At 68.0% G+C, this 21794-nt stretch carries 22 protein-coding genes and 1 tRNA gene; 9 read left to right on the forward strand and 14 right to left on the reverse strand.

Annotated features, from left to right (window positions below):
* The 3 genes from Tchar_RS06515 to Tchar_RS06525 form a co-directional block, all read right to left on the reverse strand.
* On the reverse strand, positions 1 to 139 hold a 139-nt coding region (locus Tchar_RS06515), incomplete at its 3' end, for an AAA family ATPase (protein WP_144328256.1).
* A gap of 158 nt (positions 140 to 297) precedes the next feature.
* Positions 298 to 391 (reverse strand) — tRNA-Ser (locus tag Tchar_RS06520).
* 60 nt (positions 392 to 451) lie between these two features.
* On the reverse strand, positions 452 to 1735 hold the full coding sequence (locus tag Tchar_RS06525) for an aspartate kinase (protein WP_144328257.1): 1284 nt from the start codon (positions 1733 to 1735) through the stop codon (positions 452 to 454).
* Positions 1736 to 1877: 142 nt separating this feature from the next.
* Between Tchar_RS06525 and Tchar_RS06530 the strand changes: the two genes are divergently transcribed.
* Complete coding sequence (locus tag Tchar_RS06530) at positions 1878 to 2078, forward strand: DUF2905 domain-containing protein (protein WP_144328258.1); 201 nt, start codon at positions 1878 to 1880, stop codon at positions 2076 to 2078.
* Positions 2079 to 2093: 15 nt separating this feature from the next.
* Here the strand turns inward: Tchar_RS06530 and tilS are convergent, their stop codons facing one another.
* The 4 genes from tilS to cysS form a co-directional block, all read right to left on the reverse strand.
* Positions 2094 to 3113, reverse strand: coding sequence for a tRNA lysidine(34) synthetase TilS (tilS, locus tag Tchar_RS06535; RefSeq protein ID WP_328592034.1), 1020 nt, complete (start codon positions 3111 to 3113; stop codon positions 2094 to 2096).
* A 46-nt stretch (positions 3114 to 3159) separates the two neighbouring features.
* A complete protein-coding gene (locus Tchar_RS06540) occupies positions 3160 to 4137 on the reverse strand; it encodes an acetyl-CoA carboxylase carboxyltransferase subunit alpha (RefSeq protein WP_144328260.1) in 978 nt (325 codons plus the stop codon).
* Positions 4138 to 4209: 72 nt separating this feature from the next.
* Positions 4210 to 4788 (reverse strand): DNA-3-methyladenine glycosylase family protein, encoded by a 579-nt coding sequence (locus Tchar_RS06545; RefSeq protein ID WP_236640333.1) that lies wholly within the window; start codon positions 4786 to 4788, stop codon positions 4210 to 4212.
* Between the two features lie 116 nt (positions 4789 to 4904).
* The gene (gene cysS / locus Tchar_RS06550; RefSeq protein ID WP_144328262.1) at positions 4905 to 6281 is read right to left on the reverse strand and encodes a cysteine--tRNA ligase; all 1377 of its coding nucleotides are present in this window, start codon (positions 6279 to 6281) and stop codon (positions 4905 to 4907) included.
* Between the two features lie 70 nt (positions 6282 to 6351).
* On the opposite strand from cysS, the gene Tchar_RS06555 reads away from it, so the two are divergent.
* The 4 genes from Tchar_RS06555 to Tchar_RS06570 all read left to right on the forward strand — a co-directional run bounded on the left by Tchar_RS06555 (position 6352) and on the right by Tchar_RS06570 (position 9484).
* The gene (locus tag Tchar_RS06555) at positions 6352 to 7026 is read left to right on the forward strand and encodes a tetratricopeptide repeat protein (RefSeq protein ID WP_161595466.1); all 675 of its coding nucleotides are present in this window, start codon (positions 6352 to 6354) and stop codon (positions 7024 to 7026) included.
* 47 nt (positions 7027 to 7073) lie between these two features.
* Positions 7074 to 7697, forward strand: a complete 624-nt coding sequence (locus tag Tchar_RS06560) for a peptidylprolyl isomerase (RefSeq protein WP_144328291.1) — start codon at positions 7074 to 7076, stop codon at positions 7695 to 7697.
* A 10-nt stretch (positions 7698 to 7707) separates the two neighbouring features.
* Positions 7708 to 8511, forward strand: a complete 804-nt coding sequence (locus tag Tchar_RS06565) for a UDP-2,3-diacylglucosamine diphosphatase (RefSeq protein WP_144328264.1) — start codon at positions 7708 to 7710, stop codon at positions 8509 to 8511.
* Positions 8512 to 8584: 73 nt separating this feature from the next.
* Positions 8585 to 9484: a M90 family metallopeptidase gene (locus Tchar_RS06570; RefSeq protein WP_236640323.1), complete on the forward strand. Its 900-nt coding sequence runs from the start codon at positions 8585 to 8587 to the stop codon at positions 9482 to 9484.
* On the opposite strand, the gene Tchar_RS06575 is transcribed toward Tchar_RS06570, so the two are convergent.
* The 6 genes from Tchar_RS06575 to Tchar_RS06600 form a co-directional block, all read right to left on the reverse strand.
* Positions 9470 to 11971 (reverse strand): DUF349 domain-containing protein, encoded by a 2502-nt coding sequence (locus Tchar_RS06575; RefSeq protein ID WP_236640326.1) that lies wholly within the window; start codon positions 11969 to 11971, stop codon positions 9470 to 9472. The two genes, Tchar_RS06570 and Tchar_RS06575, sit on opposite strands and share 15 nt — an antisense overlap.
* A 135-nt stretch (positions 11972 to 12106) precedes the next feature.
* Entirely contained in the window at positions 12107 to 12805 is a 699-nt protein-coding gene (locus Tchar_RS06580; RefSeq protein WP_144328267.1) for a CBS domain-containing protein, read from the reverse strand.
* A gap of 64 nt (positions 12806 to 12869) precedes the next feature.
* The gene (gene hemW, locus Tchar_RS06585) at positions 12870 to 14090 is read right to left on the reverse strand and encodes a radical SAM family heme chaperone HemW (RefSeq protein ID WP_144328268.1); all 1221 of its coding nucleotides are present in this window, start codon (positions 14088 to 14090) and stop codon (positions 12870 to 12872) included.
* On the reverse strand, positions 14087 to 14743 hold the full coding sequence (locus Tchar_RS06590) for a non-canonical purine NTP pyrophosphatase (RefSeq protein WP_144328269.1): 657 nt from the start codon (positions 14741 to 14743) through the stop codon (positions 14087 to 14089). The genes hemW and Tchar_RS06590 overlap by 4 nt, the downstream gene beginning before the upstream one ends.
* Positions 14744 to 14748: 5 nt before the next feature.
* Positions 14749 to 15516 carry a ribonuclease PH gene (gene rph / locus Tchar_RS06595; RefSeq protein ID WP_144328270.1) on the reverse strand — a complete coding sequence of 256 codons (768 nt, stop codon included), beginning with the start codon at positions 15514 to 15516 and terminating at the stop codon, positions 14749 to 14751.
* Positions 15517 to 15937: 421 nt separating this feature from the next.
* Positions 15938 to 16942, reverse strand: a complete 1005-nt coding sequence (locus Tchar_RS06600) for a serine/threonine-protein kinase (protein WP_144328271.1) — start codon at positions 16940 to 16942, stop codon at positions 15938 to 15940.
* 72 nt (positions 16943 to 17014) lie between these two features.
* Here Tchar_RS06600 and Tchar_RS06605 point away from each other — a divergent pair, with 72 nt between their 5' ends.
* From Tchar_RS06605 to Tchar_RS06620, 4 genes are all read left to right on the forward strand, one after another.
* Positions 17015 to 17926: a YicC/YloC family endoribonuclease gene (locus Tchar_RS06605; RefSeq protein WP_144328272.1), complete on the forward strand. Its 912-nt coding sequence runs from the start codon at positions 17015 to 17017 to the stop codon at positions 17924 to 17926.
* Between the two features lie 5 nt (positions 17927 to 17931).
* Entirely contained in the window at positions 17932 to 18579 is a 648-nt protein-coding gene (gmk, locus tag Tchar_RS06610) for a guanylate kinase (RefSeq protein WP_144328273.1), read from the forward strand.
* 8 nt (positions 18580 to 18587) lie between these two features.
* Entirely contained in the window at positions 18588 to 18791 is a 204-nt protein-coding gene (gene rpoZ, locus Tchar_RS06615) for a DNA-directed RNA polymerase subunit omega (protein WP_144328274.1), read from the forward strand.
* Between the two features lie 64 nt (positions 18792 to 18855).
* Entirely contained in the window at positions 18856 to 21153 is a 2298-nt protein-coding gene (locus Tchar_RS06620; RefSeq protein ID WP_408033540.1) for a RelA/SpoT family protein, read from the forward strand.
* Positions 21154 to 21175: 22 nt separating this feature from the next.
* Here the strand turns inward: Tchar_RS06620 and greB are convergent, their stop codons facing one another.
* Entirely contained in the window at positions 21176 to 21748 is a 573-nt protein-coding gene (gene greB, locus Tchar_RS06625) for a transcription elongation factor GreB (RefSeq protein WP_144328275.1), read from the reverse strand.
* Positions 21749 to 21794 lie beyond the last annotated feature (46 nt).

The following is a 21794-nucleotide window of genomic DNA, read 5'->3' on the forward strand; positions in this document are numbered from 1 at the left end:
GCGGGCGCGAGAGGAAGTAGTGCGAGCCCGACTCGATCAGGCGCAGCGCAAACGCGGTTTTGTCGACGTAGTAGTAGGCGTTGTCTTCGCGGATCTTGGCGAAGGTCTGGATGCCGATGGGGAGCTTTTTGCGTGGCATACGACGATTATGCTTGCTGCGTCGTAGGTGCCAACTTTGCCAGCGACCCGTCAGCTTGGGTTCGACGGCATGCCCTTATCCCCAAAGGGGGAGCTCCGAAACGGGCACTGAGCCTGCGTCACGATTGGATTGCAGATGACGCAGCGCGACGCTTCATTTGGCGGAGTGAGAGGGATTCGAACCCTCGATACGGGTTTTAGCCCGTATACTCCCTTAGCAGGGGAGCACCTTCGGCCTCTCGGTCATCACTCCTGGGCCACAGCCAACATTATGCCCGAAGACCGCCGCGTTTGGGCGCGCAGCGGAGAAAAATCACGCCCCCTGTAGGGTGTCCGCTGGCTGATCGAGATCGAACTCGCGATGCAGGGCGCGCACCGCCAGCTCCATGTACTTCTCGTCGATGACGACGGAGGTTTTGATCTCGGAAGTCGAAATCATCTGGATGTTGATGCCCTCCTGCGCCAGGCAGCGGAACATGCGGCTGGCGACACCGACGTGGCTGCGCATGCCGATGCCAACGATGCTGACCTTGCAGATGCGCGCATCGCCCACCACGTCCGCGGCACCCAAAGCCGGCACCACCTGCTGGCGCAGCACGTCCAGGGTGCGCGCCAAATCATTGCGGTGCACGGTGAAGCTGAAGTCGGTCTTGCCGTCCTTGCTGACGTTTTGAATGATGACATCGACTTCGATGTTGGCGTCCGCCACGGCCCCCAGGATCTGGGCGGCGATACCAGGCTTGTCGGGCACCCCCAGCACGGAGACCTTGGCTTCGTCACGGTTGAAGGCAATGCCGGAGACGACGGCTTGTTCCATGGATTCGTCTTCCTCGAAGGTGATGAGGGTGCCGGAGCGGGCTTCCTCGTGGATGTCGATGTCCCAGGGGGTAAAGCTGGACAGCACGCGGATGGGCACGCGATATTTGCCTGCGAACTCGACCGAGCGAATTTGCAAGACCTTCGAGCCCATGCTGGCCATCTCCAGCATTTCTTCGAAACTGATGCGCTGCAGACGCCGGGCTTCAGGCACGACGCGCGGATCGGTGGTGTAGACGCCGTCGACGTCGGTGTAGATGAGGCACTCGTCGGCGTGGATGGCGGCGGCCACCGCAACCGCTGAGGTGTCGGAGCCTCCGCGCCCGAGTGTGGTGATGTTGCCGCCAGCGTCCACGCCCTGAAAGCCCGTGATGATGACGACCCTGCCCGCCGCCAGATCGGCGCGAATGCGTTGGTCGTCGATGGATTCGATACGCGCTTTGGTGTAGGCGCTGTTGGTGCGGATCGGCACTTGCCAGCCGCAGTAGGAAATCGCCTCGATGCCTTCGGCCTGCAGCGCAATGGCCAACAGCCCAACCGAGACCTGCTCGCCGGTGGCGGCCAGTTGGTCCAGCTCGCGGTAGTAGGCGTTGCCCGGCCGGGCGGGGGCGAGCTCCTTGGCCAGACCGAGCAGCCGGTTGGTTTCACCGGCCATGGCGCTGGGCACCACGACCATTTGATGGCCAGCGCGCACCCATTTGGCGACTCGCTTGGCGACGTTGCGGATGCGCTCGGTCGACCCCATGCTGGTGCCGCCGTATTTGTGAACGATGAGTGCCATGCCTAGAATGTTTCGAGTCAGGCGCGCGGAACGCTGCGGCGCAATGGCAGTCCAACCGCTGCCGCCTGAAGGGAGTTGCGCTGTGTGGACCTTCGGCCTTTGCGCAGCTGTGGGAAAAACCCATCCATTATAAAGGATGGCAATGGCTCGCTTTTTGATTACGCTGGGGTTGCTACTGGTGGCTGCCGGCTTGCTGTGGCCATGGCTCAGCCGCCTGCCGTGGGGACGACTGCCAGGGGATATCGCCATCGAGCGCGAGGGCTTCGGTTTTTATTTTCCGCTCGGCACCAGCCTGCTGATCTCGGTACTGTTATCGCTGCTGCTGTGGTGGTGGCGGCGTTGAGGTCACAGGTGGCGGCTACGTGACGGCAGCCGGCTTCCAATGGAGGTAGTCGCCCGCTCGCCACAAGGTGCCCTGCCCCAAGCGCAATTCGATGCGGTGGCCACGTGTGCGCGCGGCTGTGATTTGTCGTGCCACCTCTTGCCACTGCGCGTCGCTGCCGCTGGCGCCGTGGCGCATTCGCAGCCAGTGCCGCAATGCATTGATCGCGCGCGCGCTGGACAACGCGCGCAACGCCGTCAATGACGGCGGCTCGCCGATGTGCTGCAGATCCAAGGCCGCCAAGTCGTCGAGCAAGGTTTGTGCCTGCGCGGCATGGCGCGCGCTGCGGGCCACCGCCGCCCACGCACCCGGGCCGAACGTCGCCTCCCATGCGGGCAGCAAACGCTGCCGAATGCGGTTGCGCGTGTAGGCCGCACTGGTGTTGCTGGGGTCTTCCACCCATGGAACACCCGCAGCCGCCAAGGCTTGGCGCAGGGCCGCGCCGTCCAGTGCCAACAGTGGGCGACCGAAGGCCACGCCGTCGTGCCAGCGCAGCGCCGGCATCCCGGCCAGACCCGGCAGCCCCGCCCCACGGCTGAGCGCCAGCCACACCGTCTCGGCCTGGTCTTGGGCGTGGTGGCCGAGCAGGACGGCCGCCAATCGGTGGGTGCGCGCGGCCTCGGCCAGCGCCCGGTAACGGGCGCGCCGCGCCGCTTCCTCCGGGCTTTGGCGCGGTGCAGGCCGAGCCTGCACGTGCAGCACGGTCAGCGGCACCGCCAGCCGCGCGCACACTCTGGCGGCGTGGGCGGCAAACGTGTCGGCCGCCGCTTGCAACCCATGGTGCACATGCAGGGCGTGCACACGCTGCGGCCACACGGCGCACGCCGCCAGAAGCAGCGCGGTGGAGTCGGCGCCGCCGCTGAAGGCCACGCCGACGCCGTCCAGCCCCGTAGGGGCCACGGTTGACGCATGCTGCGCCCACCAGTGCGCCACGGCGGCGGTGATGCGAGCATCGACCGACCATGGCGGCGCAGCGACGGCAGCGGACAGCCGCACCGGAGACCTGACCGACCGTGCGGGCGCGGCGCGCCTGGCCTCACCCTCAACCGCGGGCGGCCTTGGTGTCGGTGAAGCGGCCGTGGGCGTTGAGGCGGGCATGGCGGCGCTCGATGAGGGCCGCGGGTTCCAGGTCGGCCAGCTGGCGCAGCGCCTCGGCCAACGCGCGCTTGAGCGAGGCGGCCATCTGCTGCGGGTCACGGTGCGCGCCACCCACCGGCTCGTTGACGATCTTGTCGATCAAACCCAGCGCCTTGAGGCGGTGCGCCGTGATGCCGAGCGCCTCCGCAGCCTCCGGGGCCTTGTCGGCGGTCTTCCACAGAATCGAGGCGCAGCCCTCCGGAGAGATGACGGAATAAATGGCGTACTGCAGCATCAACACCTGGTCGGCCACGGCAATGGCCAGCGCCCCACCGGAGCCGCCTTCGCCGATGATGGTGCTGATGATCGGCACCTCCAGTTGCGCCATCTCGTAGATGTTGCGGCCAATCGCTTCGGATTGGCCCCGCTCCTCGGCGTCGATGCCCGGGTAGGCGCCGGGTGTATCCACGAAGGTGAACACCGGCAGGCGAAATTTTTCGGCCAGCTTCATCAGGCGCAGGGCTTTGCGGTAACCCTCGGGCTTGCTCATGCCAAAGTTGCGCAGCGCGCGCTCCTTGGTGTCGCGGCCTTTTTGGTGTCCGATCACCATGCACGGCTGGCCATTGAAGCGCGCCAGCCCACCGACGATGCTCTGGTCATCACCAAAGTGACGGTCGCCGTGCAGCTCCACCCAGTGGGTGAAGATGGCGCGCACATAGTCCAGCGTGTAGGGGCGGTCGCTGTGGCGAGCGATCTTGGTCACCTGCCACGGGGTGAGCTTGCTGTAGATGTCCTTGGTGAGCTGCTGGCTCTTCTGGCTGAGCCGCTCGATCTCCTCGGAAATGTCCACCGCCGACTCGGACTGCACATAGCGCAGCTCTTCGATCTTGCTTTCGAGTTCGGCGATGGGCTGCTCGAAGTCGAGAAAATTGCGTTTGGCCAAGTTGCGCCTCCTACTCAGGGGAGTGTGCGGGGCACACACACGCTGGCCGCGGACGGCGCGCGCCGCGGCCCCTCAATACGCCACTGGAATCGGATCCAGCGAGCGCCAAATATACCAAGTCGCGACGCTGCGATACGGGACCCAGGCGGCCGCGACTTCGCGCGCGTCGCTGCGGCTGACCGGCTCGCCGGAGAAGTAGGCCTGGCTGATGCCACGGATCAGCCCGACGTCGTCCAGCGGCAGCACGTTGGGCCGCAGCAGATGAAAAATCAAAAACATCTCTGCCGTCCAGCGGCCGATGCCGCGGATCGCGATCAATTCGCGAATGATGGCTTCGTCGTCGCGCTGCTGCCAGGCCGCCGGGTCGATGCGCCCATCGGCGAAATGACGCGCCAGGTCGAGCAGGTATTCGATCTTGCGCGCGCTCAAGCCCGCTGCACGCAGCGCCTGGGGCGAGCAGGCCAGCAGCGGCACGGGCGCACAGGTGCCCAGCACCGCTTGCAGCCGGTCCCACACGGCCTGGGCTGCCTTGACCGAGATCTGCTGCCCCACGACGCTACGCGCCAGCGTGGTGAAGGCGTCCCCGCGCGACTGCAGGCAGTCACCGGGAAATTGCGGGATGAGGCGCGCCAGCACCCGGTCATGCGCCATCAGGTGGGCGCAGGCATCGCTCCAGTAGGACGGCGTGACGCAGCCCGCGCGACCGCCGCTGCAGCGGCCGCCGCCAGCGGGCGCTGGTGGCGCCACCGTTGCCGGCCACACCGCCGTCATGCGCGCTCCCACGTCGTGCCTTGCGGGCCATCCTTGAGGATGACACCTTGGGCGGCAAGCTCAGCACGAATGCGGTCGGCGGTGGCGAAGTCGCGCGCCGCTTTGGCCGCGGCGCGCTCGGCGATGCGTTGCGCGATCGTGGCTTCGTCCACGCCGGATCCAGACCGCAAAAAGGCCTCTGGGGCCTGTTGCAGCACGCCCAGCGTCGCGCCCAGCGCGCGCAGCAGACCGCTCAAATGCGCATCGCGCGTGCGGTTGACTTGCGCCGCCAGCTCGAACAGGACGGCCACCGCCTCGGGTGTGCCGAAATCTTCGTCCATCGCCGCTTTGAAGCGCGCTGCGTGCGGCTCGGCCCAGTCGATGACGACGCCCTCGGCCGGCGGCACGTGGTGCAGCGTGGTGTAGAGCCGCTTGAGCGCCGCGCGCGCGTCTTCGAGGTGGGCATCGCTGTAGTTCAATGGGCTGCGGTAGTGCGCGCGCACGATGAAGAAGCGCACCGTCTCGGCGTCGAATTTTTGCAACACCTCGCGGATGGTGAAAAAATTGCCCAGGCTCTTGGACATCTTTTCGTTGTCCACCCGCACGAAGCCGTTGTGCATCCAGATCTGCGCCAGCGGCCGGCCAGTGGCGCCCTCACTCTGGGCGATTTCGTTTTCGTGGTGGGGAAACTGCAAGTCGGCGCCACCACCATGAATGTCGAAGCTCTCGCCCAACAGCGCGCAACTCATCGCCGAGCACTCGATGTGCCACCCCGGGCGTCCCGGGCCGTACGGGCTGGGCCATTGCGCTTCGGCCGGTTCCTCGGGCTTGGCCGCTTTCCACAGGACGAAATCGAGCGGGTCGCGCTTGCCGTCGCCGACCGCGACGCGCTCACCGGCACGCAGCTCGTCCAGGCTTTTGCCCGAGAGCTTGCCGTAGCCAGGGAAAGCGCGCACGGCGTAATTGACGTCGCCGTTGGCGCTGCGGTAGGCCAGGCCCTTGGCTTCGAGCCGGCCGATGAGGCCCAGCATCTGTGGCACGTAGTCGGTGGCACGCGGCTCGGCGCTGGGGCGCTCGATGCCCAACGCGTCGGCATCCTCGTGCAGCGCAGCAATCATGCGATCGGTGAGATGACGGATGGTTTCACCGTTTTGCAGCGCACGCGCGATGATCTTGTCGTCGATATCGGTGATGTTGCGCACGTAGGTGACGCGATAACCGCTGGCCTTGAGCCAGCGCTGCACGACGTCGAACGCCACCATGGAGCGCGCGTGCCCCAGGTGGCACAGGTCGTACACCGTCATGCCACAGACGTACATGCGGACGTGGCCAGGCTCCAATGGCACGAACGGATCGAGCCGTCGGGTCAGCGAGTTATAAATGCGCAAGGTCATGGGCGGGCAGGGCCGTGCCCACCGAGGGGCGCGGGCTACAATCATTCGCAAAGGCGCGTATTGTGCACCGATGATTCACCGCTTTCATCCCCCTTTGTTCGCGCGTGCTGCGGCGCTGCCGGGGCGGCCTGGTTGCCGGGCCGCCGCCTGGCTGTTGGCCGCGCTGCTGCCCGCCGCCGCATGGGCTCAGGGTGCGGCGTCCACCGACGCCCGCGCGCCGGCACCGGCCACGGCAGGCTCACCGGCGAGCGTTCACGCCCCGACACCAGCGGATCCTCCTGCAGCGGCGGCGCCCTACGCCGAGATACGGCGCTTGATCGGTGCCGGTGAGTGGGACGCGGCGCATGAGCGGCTGCAGAGCTGGCTGCAGCAGCGTCCCCAAGACGCCCAGGCCCGCCTGTTGCTGGGCGTGGTGCTGGCCGGCCGTGGCGACAGCGACTCCGCCCAGACCGTGTACGAGGCGCTGACACGCGACCACCCGGAGCTGCCCGAGCCGTACAACAATCTGGCGGTGCTGCACGCCGCCGCTGGCCGCTTGCCCGAGGCGCGCGCTGCCCTGGAGACCGCGCTGCGCTTTCACCCCGACTACGCGATCGCACACCGCAACCTGGGTGATGTGTATGCGCAACTGGCTCTGGGCCATTGGCAGCGAGCGCTGGCGCTGCAACCCGAGACGCCGCGGTTGGCCGCGCGTGCGCAGCAGCTGCGCGCGTTGCTGCAAGTCTCCTCCGGAGAGGACCGATGAATCGGCGCCAATGGCTGGCTTTGACCGGCGGCGCCGGCGCGGCGGTCATGCTGGCGGCGTGGGCGCAAACCCATGCCCGCTCCGGTGCAGCGGCGCCGACGTCCCCCTCCCCTTCCCCAACCCCGGCGGGGCCTCGCCCCGCCCCTGCTGGAGCTTCTGTCGTGAATCCTCGTGTCGAACTGCACATCGCCGGCCGCGGCGTCATCACCCTGGAACTGGACGCCGAGCGCGCGCCCAAGACGGTGGAAAATTTCCTTGCCTATGTGCGCGACGGCCACTACGACGGCACGATTTTTCACCGCGTCATCGACGGCTTCATGATCCAGGGCGGCGGCTTCGGGCCCGGCATGAAGCAAAAGCCCACCCGCGCCCCGATCGAAAACGAGGCCGCCAACGGCCTGAAAAACGAGCGCTACACCATTGCCATGGCGCGTACGCAAGCGCCGCACTCGGCCACGGCGCAGTTTTTCATCAATGTGGCCGACAACGACTTTCTCAACCACACCGCCCCCACCCTGCAGGGCTGGGGTTACGCCGTGTTCGGCCGCGTGGTCCAAGGCGAAGCGGTGGTGGATGGCATCCGCACCGTGCGCACCGGCCGCCGCGGCTTTCACGATGACGTGCCGCTGGAGGACGTGGTCATCACAAAGGCGGTGGTGGTGACGCCCTGAACGGGGCCCCATGGCAGCGCCGTTCTTGCTTCGCGCGCCTGCCACCTGGCAACGGGTGGCGTGTCTGTCCGACGTGCATCTGCACTCCGCCGACCCCGACACCGCCCAACTTTGGCAGCGTACGCTGCAGCGCCTGGCCGCCGATGCGATGTTCGTGCTGGGCGATTTGTTCGAAGCCTGGGTGGGTGACGACGCACTACGCGCCGATCCCGCGCTGGATGCCGACGTAGCGCTGATGCAGTGGGCGGCCGGGGTGTTGGCGCAGACGGCGTCGCGCATGCCGGTGTACGTGATGCACGGCAACCGTGATTTTTTGCTGGGGGTGGGGTTTGCCGCTGCCACGGGTGCGACTTTGCTGCCCGACCCGACCGTGCTGTCCCTTGGCCGCACGCGCTGGCTGCTCAGTCATGGCGATGCTTGGTGTACCGACGACACCGACTACCAACGATTTCGCGCCGAAGTACGGGCGCCCGCATGGCAACGGGCGTTTCTGGCGCGCCCGCTGGCCCAGCGGCTCCGCCAAGCGCGCGCCATGCGGCAAGACAGCCGCACCCATCAAGCCGCCCGCGCGGCTGCCCGTGAGCCGCCCAGCGACGTCGACCCCGCCGTCGTTGCCCAGGCCTGCCGCGCCGCCGGTGCCAGTGGCGTGGTGCATGGACACACCCACCGTCCGGCCGCCCACAGGCTGGGTGACGGCACGGCGCGCCTGGTGCTGAGTGATTGGCACGCCGGCGCCCGTCCACCGCGCGCCGAAGTGCTGTTGCTCGATGGCGCCGGCGGCTGGCAAGTGCAGCGCATCGCAGACCTCGTATGAGGCGGCGGCGCGCACACGGGCCAGCACGCACCGCGCGGCAGTGCAGAGGCAGCGGCGGAGGTTCGGCGCCGTGGTGACGACGCCCCGATTGGGGCTACTGGGGCACTGGTGGCGACTGCTGCAGCGCTGGGGACGACGCTGGCGGGCGGCGCGCGGCGACCCCACCGCCATCCCCGATGGACTGTGGGAGCACGTGCGGCAGGCGCTGCCGTGGCTGCCTGCCATGGAGCCGTCCGAGGAGCTGCGCTTGCGCGCCCTGTGCGCGGCCTTTCTGATGCGCAAGCAGTTCAGCGGTGCCCATGGCTTACGGGTGAACGATCACATGGCGCTGCTGGTGGCCATCCAAGCCTGTTTGCCCCTGCGTCACCGCGGCCTGTCGGCGCTGGCCTGGTATGACGATTTCGTCGGCATCGTGTTGCATCCGGCCGACGTGATCGCACCGCGCCGCCTGCGCGATGAGGCGGGGGTCATCCACGAGTATGACGAGGAGCTGGCGGGCGAAGCCATGCAGGGGGGACCGATCCTCCTTTCGTGGCCGCGGGTGCTGGGCCACACGGCGCATGGTGGCGTGACGGCTCCGTCCGGTGCCGAGGCCGTGGGCCACAATCTGGTGATCCACGAATTCGCCCACGCCATCGACATGCACGGCAAGGCGCTGGGGCAAGCGCCCGACGGCTGCCCGTTGCTGCCCGCGGACATGCTGCGCCCCGACCCGACGGCAGCGCGGCTGCGCTGGCGCGCCGTGCTGCACGCCGCGCTGGACGAACATCGCCGCCGGGTGGCTTTGCACGAACGCTTCGGCGCGCCGGCGCCCTGGCTGGATGCCTACGGGGCGACCTCACCGGCAGAGTTTTTTGCCGTGGCGTGTGAGGCCTATAGCGTGGACCGAGCGCGATTGGCGGTCGAGCACCCCGATCTGACCGCGCAGCTCGACGCGTTTTTCGCCCATCCGCAGCGCTCAGCGTCGCAGTAGCACTTTCAAGGCCGCCTGCAGCCGGCGCTCACGCGCCGTATCGTGCGCACTGGCCAGTATCTGCGCCACGTCTTGCCCCCAGGTCTCGGCCGGCCCGGGTTCGTGACGGCGGGTGAGCAGCTGCAGCTGCAATTGCCGACGCTGCGCCAGCCACTCGGCGGGCGTGGGCAGATCGGCAGCGATTTCCAGCCGCAGCAAAGCGACGTCGGCCGCCTCGGCCGTGCCGCCGCCTTGCTGCAGTGCGCGCACCCAGGCCGGCCGCGCCGCAGCGGCTTGGCGACCACCGAGCTGCTGTGTCGGCGGTATTCGATCGGCATCCCGCTGGGCCCACGCCTGCAGCAAGGCGGTCAGTGCTTCGCCGTGGGCGCGCGCGGCCAGCTGACGCAAGCGTGCCTCGGCCGCTTCCAAGGCCTGGCGTTGGGCGCGAAACGCCGCCTCGCCCAGGCGTGGCCGCGGCGGCACACCCTCGCGTGCAGGCCGTGGCGTCCTGCCCTGGCGTGCCGGCGCTGCCGCCGCAGCCACCGCGCCGGGGCGATCGTCGCCACGGCGCGCCACCAGCGGGCGTCCCGCCGCCGGCGCCACCGCATCCGCCGCCTCAGCCGTCGCCGCGGTGGTGTGTTGCGCCGACACGGCCGCCGCCGCATCGGCCAGCCCCGTTGCGTCACTGGCGCCATCCCGCCCCGTGCCTTCCCCGCTGGCGGCGGCCCGCAGCGCCGCCATGGCGGCGCGAATCTGCTGCGCATCGTCGCCCGCGCAGGCCTGCTCCAGCGCACGCACGGCCTGCATCACGGCGGCGTCCAGGGCGCTGAGCGCCGCCTGCGTCTGCTCGCGTTCGGCGTTTTTGCGCGCGAACGCCGCATCGATCGGCTGGCGAAATGCCTCCCACAGCTTTTGTTCCTTACGTCGCTCCAACGGCACGCGCTGCGCTTCGGCCTGCCAGCGCTGCTGCAAGGCCTTGATCGCGTCCAGGCGCAAGCGCGGCTCGGCGGCCAACGCCTGCGCTTCGGCGATGAGCGCCTGCCGACGCGCCACACTGTCGGCCTGTGCCGCCTCCAGGCGCGCGTGGGCAGCGGCCATGGCCTCTTTCCACTGTGTCTGCAATTCGGCAAAGCGCTTTTCGCTGACGTGCCCGCCTTGTCGCCAGCGCTCGGCAAAGGCGTGCAAATCGCGTACCTGGGACCTCCAGTCTTCATCGCTGGCGTGCGCAGCGGTCCAGGCGCGCACTTCGTCGATCAACTGTCGCCGCGCCTGCTCCGCCGCGGCGTGCTGCGCCGCCAGCTCGCGGCGCCATGCCTGCACCGTCTGATAGGCGCGGTTGCAGGCCTCATCGAAGCGCTTCCACAGCGCATGGTTGGAGGTACCGCCTTGGTCGGTGAGCTTCCACTGCTCGCGCAGGTGACGGATGGCCTCTTGCAGCTGACGTCCGTTGGGGCGCTGGTCTTCGGTCCCCTGTGTCAGCGCTTCGGCTTTGGCCAGCAGCTCCTCGCGCAACTGGTCGGCCCGCCAGCGCTGCCAGTCTTCCAGTTCCTTGGCTTTGGCCAACGCGGCATGGGCGCGTGCTTCGAGCTGCGGGCCGGCATGGCGTCCGTGCACTTTGACGGCGTGACGCAGCTCCCCGGCGTAGCGCACCATGGCCTTGGTGTGGCCAGCACCGAGCTCGCGCTCCAGCGCCTCGATGGCCGGCAACAGCGCCGCTTGTGCCACCGCCATCACGGCCTTGGGCACGGCAGCCGGGGCGGCGGACTCGCCACGCGCGGCGCGGATTTCGTCATCCCACACCGGCACGCCGGGCAGTGACGCCTGGACGTCGGCGGCAGCAGCCTGCGCCTGCGTCAATGCCGCCTGGAACGCCGTCCACACCGCCGTCAATTGTTGCTGGGCTGTTTGCAGCGGGGCAGCGTGGCGTGGTTCGAGTTCGCCCCAATGCGGGCTGCCCTGCAAGGCAGCGGCACGCTCCTGCCAGGCAGCCACGTCCTGCGCCAAACCATCGCGCGCAGCCAGCGCGTCGGCCCAGGGTTTGGTGGACAGCAGCTCGATACGCTGTACCAGGAGGCTGGCGGCCTCGCGCTCCACCAGTACCCGGGTTTGCAGGTCTTCGATGGCCTTCATGCGTTCGGTCAGTTGCTGACGCAAGCCAGCCAGCGGCTCGCGCGACAGTGGAGCACCGTCTTTGGCGGCGTCACGCAGCCACGCCATCGCATCGGCCAGATTCAGCCGCGGCGCCGCCAGCAGCGCCTGGGCGCGCTCGGCCCATTGAGCGGCCAGTGCGTCCTGGGCGCGGGCGCGTCGGCATTCGTCCAGGCGTTCCCGCACCTGCTTGGCCGCGCCCTTGTCGCGGTGGGCCAATTCGCGGTAGACCTCGACCAGCAGCTCCATCGGCGGGTCGCTGTCCAGCCAGGCGCGCAGGCGCGCGCTGCGCTCGGCTGCATTGGGCGCGCTGAGCACGCCGCCGGTGCGCAGATCGAGATCGCTCGGGGTCGGTTTCACGGTTGGAATATCGCTCGCGTTCACGGTACGGGCGCGTTGCGGCGACCGCAACGCCATGTGTGGAATACCAGAGCAAATCGGCCCTGGCGGACAACGGCATACGCCGACGCGCGGCCGACGCCCCCGTATTGTCGCCTAGCCGGCCCACAGGTCCAACGGCGGATCGTGCACCACCGCTTTGAGGATATCGCTGCGCGAGACGAAACCGATCAAGGCGGCAGCCTCGTCCACCACCGGCAACCCCGGCAGCCCGGTGGCCAGCAGGGCCAAGGCCAGCCGCCGCAGCAGGGTGTCGGCAGTCACACCGGGCACCGGCGTGATCATGACCTGGCTGAGCGGCTGCGCCAGAAAGGCGCGCCAGACCAAGGCGTTGTCTTCGGGCCGCGGCAGGTGGTCCAGACTGAGCAACTCGGCCCGCGTCAGCAAGCCAACCAAACGCCCATCGGCGTCGAGCACCGGCGCCTGCCCCACTCCGCACTCGGCCAACGCCCGCCACCCCTGCCCCACCGAAAGATCGGAGCGCACCGTCACGACCGTGCGCGACATGACGTCCTGCACCCGTTGCAGCGGCTGACGGGGCACCGTAGGACGCTGCACTTCGCCGTAGGTCTGCACGGCCACGGCGGCGGTGCGCGGCAAAGCCGCGCCGCCACCGTGGTCACCGTCGCCGTCGCGCCGCGCGGGTACTCGAAAACCGCTATCGGCGAAATCCGGGCGGTCCACCTCTGTCGCCAACGGGCGCAACCGCGCCGAGCGCAGGCTCGGCAGCACGCGCCGCAGATCCTCGATGGGACCGCGATACATCAAGCCCGAAGTGCCGTAGATGGCCAGCATCGCTCACCTCCGTCGCGGACCACCGCGCGGCCAGCGCACACGAGCGCTCGCCGGCGTCGACGTCTCAATCGGGCAGGAACAGGGCCTGCAAATCGCTGAGCCAATCGAAGCCCAGCGCCGTCGGTGCCACCCAGTCGCGCGCCCGATCCCACGTCAGCCAGCCGCGCTGACACGCGGCTTCGATGGTGCCCGATACCGTCGTTATCGGCAAGCCGGTGCGTTGGCTAAACAGCGATAGGGCAAAACCGTCGCGCAGCCGCAACGCATTGAGCATGAATTCGAACGGCAAATCGCGCGCGGCCACCTCGTGCTCTTGGGCCACGGGCTGGCCCGCCAGCGCTTGCTGCTGGTAGCGCGCCGGATCGCGCCAACGCACCTGGCGCACGATGCGCTCGGCAAAACTGAGTTTGCCGTGCGCGCCGGCGCCGATACCCAGGTAGTCGCCGAAATGCCAGTAATTGAGGTTGTGCCGGCAGCGATGACCGGCGCGGGCGTGGGCCGACACCTCGTAGCGCTGCAAGCCCGCCGCCGCCGTGCGCTCCACCAAGGCATCGAGCATCGCGTAGGCCGTGTCCTCATCCGGCAGCCCCGGCGGCGGGGTCTGCGCAAAGCGGGTATTGGGCTCGATGGTCAGATGGTAGAGCGACAGGTGCGGCGGCTGCAAGGCCAGCGCGACGTCGAGATCGCGACGCCAATCGGCCAGTGTCTGCCCCGGCAAGGCATACATCAGATCGATATTGAACGTCGCGTAGTGGCGCGCTGCCTCTTCCACCGCAGCAAGCGCCTGGGCGCCGTCGTGCACGCGCCCGACGGCGCGCAGCAGTCGATCATCGAAGCTTTGCACGCCGATGCTCAGGCGTGTGACGCCCGCGTCGCGAAAGGCGGCAAAGCGTGCCTGCTCGAAGGTGCCGGGGTTGGCCTCCAGTGTGATTTCGGCGTCGGGCTGCAGCGGCAGCCGGGCGCGAATGGCCGACAGCAACTCGCCGATCACGTCGGGGTCGAACAGGCTGGGGGTCCCTCCGCCCAGAAAGACGCTGACCACCGGGCGGCCCCACACCAGCGGCAAGCTGGCTTCCAAATCGGCCAGCAGCGCCTGCATGTACGCGCGCTGCGGCAGTGCCCCCTGCTGCCCACGGGCCATCCCCCACGCGTGGGAGTTGAAATCGCAATAAGGGCACTTGTGCAGACACCACGGCAAGTGGACGTACAACGCCAGCGGTGGCAGCTGCGTCAGGCGCACCTGGCCAGGCTGCCACCGCTGCAGCACCTGCGATGCGCCGCTCATGAGACGGAGGCAGAGGACGGGTCCGCCTGCGACGGCCACCAGCGCTCGCGCATCAAGGCCAGCATCGCCCGCGCCGCGCGCCCCCGGTGGCTGTGCGCGTTTTTGACATCGTCACTCAGTTGGGCGAAGGTACAGCCGAAGGCAGGCAGGAACATGATGGGGTCGAAGCCGAAGCCCCGCTCGCCTGCCGGCGCGCGCGCAATCAGCCCCTCGACCCGACCAAAAGCCACCAGCGGCTCGGGATCGTCGGGGCTGCGCACCGCCACCAGGGTGCTGACCATGGCCGCGCGCCGGTCGTCGATGTCGCGCATCTGCTCCAGCAGGGCGCGCACGTTGTTGGCGTCGCTCTTCGGGTAGCCGAATTGGGTGCAGTAATGGGCGGTGTCCACGTCGGGGCGGCCGCCGAAGGCCGCCACACACAGGCCGGCATCGTCGGCCAATGCCGGCAGACCGCTGGCCGCGGCCGCGTGGCGCGCCTTGGCCAGGGCATTTTCCAGAAAGGTCGGGTGCGGCTCCGGCGCCTCGGGGATACCCAACTGGCCTTGGGCGATCAGCTCCACCCCCAGCGGCGCCAGCAGCGCCTGCAGCTCGGCGAGCTTGCCGGCGTTGTTGGACGCCAGCACCAAACGACGCTCCACGGTGGTGTCGGCCATCCTGCTCACCCCACTTGGGCGCCGGCCAAGGCGGCGCGCTGCAACGCGATGAGCTGCGCGATGCCGCGCTCGGCCAAGCCGAGCAGCGCGTCGAGCTCGGCGCGCGTAAACGGCGCCCCTTCGGCGGTACCCTGTACCTCGACGAAGTGACCCGCCCCGGTCATCACCACGTTCATGTCGGTGGCGCAGGCAGCGTCCTCGACGTAGTCCAAATCGAGCACCGGACGGCCATCGACGATGCCCACCGACACCGCCGCCACCGGCGCGTGGATGGGCGAGGCGGCCAACTTGCCCTCGGCCAGCAGGGTCTGCACGGCGTCATGGGCGGCCACCCAGGCACCGGTGATGGCGGCCGTGCGGGTGCCGCCGTCGGCCTGCAGCACGTCGCAGTCCAGGGTGAGGGTACGCTCGCCCAGGGCATCGAGGTCGAACACGGCGCGCAACGCGCGCCCGATGAGGCGCTGAATTTCTTGCGTGCGCCCGCTTTGCTTGCCGCGCGCCGCTTCACGCTCGCTGCGCGTGTGGGTAGCGCGCGGCAGCATACCGTACTCGGCGGTGACCCAGCCGCCGCCGCTGCCCTTGCGGTGTGGCGGCACCCGCTCCTCGATCGAGGCCGTGCAGAGCACGCGCGTGCGGCCGAACTCGATCAGCACCGAGCCTTCGGCGTGGACGGTGTAGCCGCGCGTGATGCGAACGGGCCGCAGTTCATCGGGGGCGCGCCCGTCGTGGCGGGTAGCAGCAGAGGCGGGGGGACAGAGGGATGTTGGCGTCATGGATGGACAATTTGGCGGGCGAACGGGGCAACGACGCCATGGCACGAATCCAACCCGTGCGACACGGGGCCACGTGCGGCGCTTGGGGGGCCACCCACGCATCACTCGAGAGTGGCGCCGCGCGGTGCAACCAACGTCGCGCCCGTCGCAGCCGGTGGCTCACCACGGTGCCCGCGGCCAATGGCATCGTCGATGGTCGCAATGGTACGCTCGATTTCACACGCCTTGCACCCACCCGGATTGGCCTGAACGGGTTGGGTGAACAACGCAGCCGCCACGACGCAATGCGCCGAGGATACGGCGCACCTCTTTTCGTACACGGCACAGCGCGGGCTTCGATGCGTGGCCTTCCACCCTGGCCGCAGAGCCGACCGACGTTGGGTACGCGCCCCTGATGGCAGCTGCCGAAAAACGGGAACGCTCAGCGGCCGTTGCCTGAGGCGATGCGGGCGGCCCGCCCCCAGCCAAACAAGGCAAGACGCGCGCGCAAGCGCGTCCACCGCGATGATGGCGCCGGCAGGGCAGGCGTGGCCTCGTGCGCCAGATCGCGCTGCAGTGCAAACACCGACTGCGGGCGCGACAAAGGGTCCAGCGCCATACACCACTCGACGATGCGCAGCAAGTCCTCGGAGTACACGCCGCGCAAGCGGGTCAGCGCCTGCGCCAGTCGGTCTTTTTCTTGTCGCTGCAGCGCATCGTGGGGTGGGAAGCCCTGCATGCACGACAGCATGCAGGCACCGATGGCGTAAATATCGGTCCACGGCCCCAAACCAGCGCTGGCAGCGCTGCGTCGGTACATTTCCGGGGCGGCAAAGCCCGGCGTGTACATCGGGCGCACGAAGGTGCCCTCGGTGTTGAGCACTTCGCGTGCGGCGCCAAAGTCGATCAGCACGGCACGGTTGTCGTCGGTGATGAAGATGTTGGCTGGCTTGATGTCCAGGTGCAGCATTTTGTGCTGGTGCACGATGCGCAGGCCGCGCAACACCTCATCGAACAGCGAGCGGATGGTGCCCTCGCGCAGGACTTTTTTGCCCTGCCGTCCGCGCGCTGCGACGATGAACTCCTGCAGCGATGCCCCGCGCAGATAGTCCATCACCATATAGACGGTGTCGTTTTCGCGGAAAAAATTGTGCACACCCACCACCGCCGGATGGGCGATCTGGGCCAGTGCCCGCCCTTCTTCGAAAAAGCTGCGCAACCCAAGGCGGTATAGGGCCTGTTTGTCGGGCGCGACTTGGGGCAGCAGTTCACCCGTGGCGCGGGTGGCCAGAGCCGCCGGTAAATACTCCTTGATGGCGACTTCCTGCCCGCTGGCGTCCAGCGCCAAGTACACCAGCCCAAATCCCCCGGTGGCCAGCAGGCGCACGATCCGGTAGCCGCCAATGACGGTATCGGGCGGCAAGGGGGCCGGCTTGGTCTTTGACATAATCCATGCATGAGCTCACCCCACGCCCCAAGCACGGGGTTCGTCCGCAGGGTCGCCCTCTCCTGAATGTCGATGCCAGTGTACAGCATGACGGGCTACGCGACCGCACACGGTCCCGCGGACGAGCCCACCCCAGACCGTCCCGCTCCCCTCGGCCCAACGGCCCTGCTGGGGGTCGAAATGCGCGCCGTCAACGGACGCTTTTTGGACTTGACACTGCGCTTGGCCGAGGAGCTGCGCGCCGCCGAGCCGGCACTGCGCGAGCGCGTTGCGGCTCACGTGCGGCGTGGCAAGGTCGAACTACGTGCCTGGGTGGAACGTCGGAGCGACGCGGGCGTGCGGGCCCCCAGTCAGGCCGAACTGCAGCAATTGCTGCGCGTACAGGAACAGGTACAAGCGTGGCTGCCGCAGGCGCGTGCGCTCTCGGTGGCCGACGTGCTGCAGCTGGTTCAACGCGCCCCGGCCCCCGGCGGCGACTATACGGCGGCGCTGCTGTCCCTGACCGAGCGGGTACTGCAGGACTTCAACGCCGCGCGGGCGCGCGAAGGGCAGCGCTTGGCGGCCATGCTGCGCGAGCGGCTGCATGGCCTGCGCACCTTGGCGGCGCAGGCTGAGCCACTGGTGCCGCAGGCGGTTGCACAGCAGCGCGAGCGCTTCGTACAGCGTTTTACCGAAGCGGTGGGCCTCACACCCGTCGACGCCAGCGTGTTGCAGGAGCGCGCGCTGGCCGAGGCCACGGCCTATGCGGTGCGCATCGACGTGGCCGAAGAGCTCAGCCGCCTGGACTCACACCTCAGTGAAATCGACGCCCTGCTGGAGCGTGGCGGTGAAGTCGGCAAACGGCTCGACTTTCTGATCCAGGAGCTGCACCGCGAAGCCAATACTCTGGGGTCCAAGGCCACCAGCCTGGAGTTGACCCGTATTGCCCTGGACATGAAGGTCCTGATCGAGCAAATGCGCGAGCAGGTCCAGAACCTGGAATGAACCCCATGGACTACCCTGGCAATCTGTTCGTCGTCGCCGCGCCCAGCGGCACCGGCAAGTCGAGCCTGGTCAAAGCCTTGCTGGAAGTGGACGCGCGCATGGAATTGTCGGTGTCGCACACCACGCGTGCGCCGCGCGGACAGGAAGTGCATGGTCGCGAGTATTTTTTCGTCAGCGACGAAGAGTTCGACCGCATGATCGCGGCCGACGCCTTCGTCGAGTGGGCCGAGGTGCATGGCCGCCGCTATGGCACCTCGCGCAAGGCCATCGAGGACAAGATCGCCGCTGGTGCCGACATCGTGCTCGAAATCGACTACCAGGGCGCGCTGCAGATCCGGCGCCAGTTTGCCAACGCGGTGCTGATCTTCATCCTGCCGCCGAGTTGGGACGAGCTGCGACGGCGCTTGCAACGGCGCGGCGAGGACAGCGCCGAGGTCATCGAGCTGCGACTGCGCAACGCCGCGCGTGAGATGGCGCACGTCGATCAATTCGACTACGTTATAATCAACGAAGTGTTCGAGCGCGCGCTGTTCGATCTGAAAACCATTACGCACTCGCAGCGCTTGCGCGTCGCGCCGCAGCGGCGCCAGCGCGCCGACGTTTTCTCGGCGCTGCGCATCGCGCCGCCGCCTGCACCCGCCACTCCGCTTTGAGGTTTGCCATGGCCCGCATCACCGTCGAGGATTGCCTGGAGAAGATTCCGAACCGCTTCCAGCTCGTGTTGGTGGCGACCTATCGCGCGCGCATGCTCAACCAAGGGCATGCACCGAAGATCGAAAGCCGCAACAAGCCGGCGGTGACGGCCTTGCGTGAAGTGGCCGCAGGCCTGGTGGGCTTGGAAATGCTGCGCAAAGTGCCGGTCTGAGCGCAGCGTCAGACCTTTATGCAAAAAAGCGCCCAAGGGGCGCTTTTTTGTTTACATTAGCGGGGTGAGTGTCGATACCGTCCCGCCCCTGGCTCCCAAGGCGTGCAGCAGCACACCGCAAGGGCCGTTGCCGGCGGCCGCCAACGGTGCGGCGGCCGCGAGCTTCTCTGCGCTCGAGTCCCGCCTGGGGTATCTGAACGCGCACGAGGTGGAGACGGTGCGCCAGGCGTACCGTTTTGCCGACGCGGCGCATCTGGGTCAACTGCGCAAAAACGGCGACCCCTACATCACCCATCCGATCGCGGTCGCGCAGATGTGCACCGAATGGAAGCTCGACGCCCAAGCCCTGTGCGCCGCGCTGCTGCACGATGTGCTGGAGGACTGCGGCGTCACCAAAGCGCAGCTGACCGAGCGCTTCGGCAGCGCGGTGGCCGAGCTGGTCGATGGCTTGACCAAGCTCGACAAACTGGCCTTCGACAGCCGCGAGGAAAGCCAGGCCGAGTCGTTTCGCAAAATGCTGCTGGCCATGGCGCGCGACGTGCGCGTCATCCTTATCAAGCTGGCCGACCGCATGCACAATATGCGCACCATGGGGGACATGCCGCGGCACAAATGGAGCCGCATCGCGCGCGAAACGCTCGAGATCTACGCCCCGATCGCGCACCGGCTGGGCCTGAACAATTTTTACCGCGAATTACAGGACCTGGCCTTTCGCCACCTGCACCCGTGGCGCTATCAAGCGCTGTCCAAGGCCTTGGCGCGCTCGCGCGCGCGCCGCAAAGACCTGATCGCACGTGTGCAAGGTGAAATCGAGGCCGCTTTCGCACACAGTGGACTGCAGGTGCGCATCACCGGCCGCGAAAAGACCCTGTACTCCATTTACCGCAAGATGGCGAGCAAGCACCTGTCGTTCGCACAGGTCACCGACATCTACGGCTTTCGCGTCATCGTCCCGCAGGTGCTCGACTGCTACACCGCGATGGGGGTGCTGCACCAGCTCTACAAGCCCCTGCCCGGGAAATTTCGCGACTACATCGCCATTCCCAAAATCAACGGCTACCAGTCGCTGCACACCACCCTGGTGGGTCCGTTTGGCACGCCGATCGAGTTTCAATTGCGCACCCCGTCGATGGACGTGGTCGCCGAGTCCGGCATCGCCGCGCACTGGCTCTACAAGAGCGGCGCCACCACTGACGCCTCGGCGCAGGCGCTCAATGTGCAGTGGCTGCAGTCGCTGCTCGATATCCAGCAAGAAACCAAGGATTCCGGCGAATTTTGGGACCACGTGCGCATCGATCTGTTCCCCGACTCGGTGTACGTGTTCACGCCGAAAAGCAAGATCCTGGCCCTGCCACGCGGTGCCACCGCAGTGGACTTCGCGTATGCCATCCACAGCGACATCGGCCACCACGCCATCGGCGCCACCGTCAACGGCGAGCAGGTGCCACTGCGCACCGAGCTGCACAATGGCGATGTGGTGGAAATCATCACGTCGCCGCACGCACGGCCCAACCCGGCCTGGCTGGGGTTCGTCAAGACGGGGCGTGCGCGCTCCAAAATCCGTCACTTCCTCAAGACCCTGGCGACGGAAGAGTCGCGCGCGCTGGGGCAGCGGCTGCTGCTGCAGGCCCTGCGCGGCGAGGGTATCGCCGCCCTGCCGGGCGACGACGAGGCCGGCCGCGCGGTGTGGGACAAGCTACTGCGCTTCACCGGCAACCGCAGCCGCGAGGAGCTGCTCAGCGACATCGGGCTGGGGCGGCGCATCGCCGGCATGGTGGCCAAGAAGCTGGCGGCCCTGCTGGCCGAAGCCGGCACTCGCCCCGACGTGCTGCTGATCAGTCAGGCGCGCTTCGGTGCTCCGACCGAAGACCAACCCAGCCAAGGCGTGGTGACGCTGGACGGCAGCGAAGGCGCCTCCGTCGTCTATGCCTCGTGCTGCCGCCCCATCCCGGGTGACCGCATCGTCGGCTACCTGGGGCGCGGCGAAGGGCTGGCGGTACACACCGCCGACTGCCCGGTGGTGCAGCGCTTGCTCCACCGTGACCGGGAACGCTTTTTGGAAGTCGAGTGGGCCGAAGAATTGACCCGTCCATTCGAATCGAGCGTTGCCGTCACGGTGATCAATGGCAAGGGGGTGCTGGCACGGGTGGCGGCGGCCATCGCCACCGCCGAAGCCGATATCACGCACATCCAGATGGGCGAAGAAGCCGCCCAAGCCACCACCGAGCTGCGCTTCACGGTCGCGGTGCGCGACCGCGTGCACCTGGCGCAGGTGCTGCGACAACTGCGCCGCACACCCTCCGTGGTGCGGGCGCAGCGCATCCGGCCAGCGCGCGCCAGCGCAGACGGCGGCAGCGCTTGACCAGCGTGGGCGGCGCGCTGCCTCAGCCGCCTGCCATCGCCCCTGGTGCCGGGTAGTGCACCGCCAAGATATCCAAGGTCTGCACGCCGGCTGGTGTAACCAAGCGCACCTCGTCGCCGACGCGCGCCTTCAGCAGCGCCTGCGCCACCGGCGAAATCCAGCTGATCTGTCCGCGGCTGCTGTCGGCCTCGTCGATGCCGAGTATGGTCACCGTCTCTTCGCTGCCATCGGCGCGCGCGTAGGTCACCGTGGCGCCGAAAAAAACCTGATCCTTGCCGTGGTGTACGCTGGGATCGACCACCTCGGCGCGTTCCAGCCGCTTGGTCAGGAAGCGGATACGGCGGTCGATTTCACGCAGCCGCTTCTTGCCGTACAGATAGTCGCCGTTTTCCGAGCGGTCGCCATTGCTGGCGGCCCACGCCACCGTCTCGACCACGCGTGGCCGCTCCTCGTCGATGAGGTGCATCAGCTCGGCACGCAAGCGCGCGTACCCCGCCGGCGTCATGTAGTTCTTGGCGCCCACCGGCACCCGCTGCTGCGGCAGCTCGTCGTCTTCGTCGTCGGTGTCGCGTTCTTGGATGAAGGCCTTGCTCACGTGCATAGCATACCGCGCCGCACCGGCCAATGGCACGGGCCGATGT

Source organism: Tepidimonas charontis (genome assembly GCF_007556685.1).
Taxonomy (GTDB): Bacteria; Pseudomonadota; Gammaproteobacteria; order Burkholderiales; family Burkholderiaceae_C; genus Tepidimonas; species Tepidimonas charontis.

What these genes read in the sequence shown, in the direction of transcription:
- Tchar_RS06600 (WP_144328271.1), bottom strand. Translation starts at nt 16,942, where the DNA reads ATGTCAAAGACCAAGCCGGCCCCCTTGCCGCCCGATACCGTCATTGGC.
- Tchar_RS06580 (WP_144328267.1), bottom strand. Translation starts at nt 12,805, where the DNA reads ATGCTGGCCATCTACGGCACTTCGGGCTTGATGTATCGCGGTCCCATC.
- hemW (WP_144328268.1), bottom strand. Translation starts at nt 14,090, where the DNA reads ATGAGCGGCGCATCGCAGGTGCTGCAGCGGTGGCAGCCTGGCCAGGTG.
- Tchar_RS06565 (WP_144328264.1), top strand. Translation starts at nt 7,708, where the DNA reads ATGGCAGCGCCGTTCTTGCTTCGCGCGCCTGCCACCTGGCAACGGGTG.
- rph (WP_144328270.1), bottom strand. Translation starts at nt 15,516, where the DNA reads ATGACGCCAACATCCCTCTGTCCCCCCGCCTCTGCTGCTACCCGCCAC.
- gmk (WP_144328273.1), top strand. Translation starts at nt 17,932, where the DNA reads ATGGACTACCCTGGCAATCTGTTCGTCGTCGCCGCGCCCAGCGGCACC.
- Tchar_RS06590 (WP_144328269.1), bottom strand. Translation starts at nt 14,743, where the DNA reads ATGGCCGACACCACCGTGGAGCGTCGTTTGGTGCTGGCGTCCAACAAC.
- rpoZ (WP_144328274.1), top strand. Translation starts at nt 18,588, where the DNA reads ATGGCCCGCATCACCGTCGAGGATTGCCTGGAGAAGATTCCGAACCGC.
- Tchar_RS06545 (WP_236640333.1), bottom strand. Translation starts at nt 4,788, where the DNA reads ATGGCGCATGACCGGGTGCTGGCGCGCCTCATCCCGCAATTTCCCGGT.
- Tchar_RS06560 (WP_144328291.1), top strand. Translation starts at nt 7,074, where the DNA reads ATGCTGGCGGCGTGGGCGCAAACCCATGCCCGCTCCGGTGCAGCGGCG.
- cysS (WP_144328262.1), bottom strand. Translation starts at nt 6,281, where the DNA reads ATGACCTTGCGCATTTATAACTCGCTGACCCGACGGCTCGATCCGTTC.
- Tchar_RS06605 (WP_144328272.1), top strand. Translation starts at nt 17,015, where the DNA reads ATGCCAGTGTACAGCATGACGGGCTACGCGACCGCACACGGTCCCGCG.
- Tchar_RS06530 (WP_144328258.1), top strand. Translation starts at nt 1,878, where the DNA reads ATGGCTCGCTTTTTGATTACGCTGGGGTTGCTACTGGTGGCTGCCGGC.
- Tchar_RS06555 (WP_161595466.1), top strand. Translation starts at nt 6,352, where the DNA reads ATGATTCACCGCTTTCATCCCCCTTTGTTCGCGCGTGCTGCGGCGCTG.
- Tchar_RS06525 (WP_144328257.1), bottom strand. Translation starts at nt 1,735, where the DNA reads ATGGCACTCATCGTTCACAAATACGGCGGCACCAGCATGGGGTCGACC.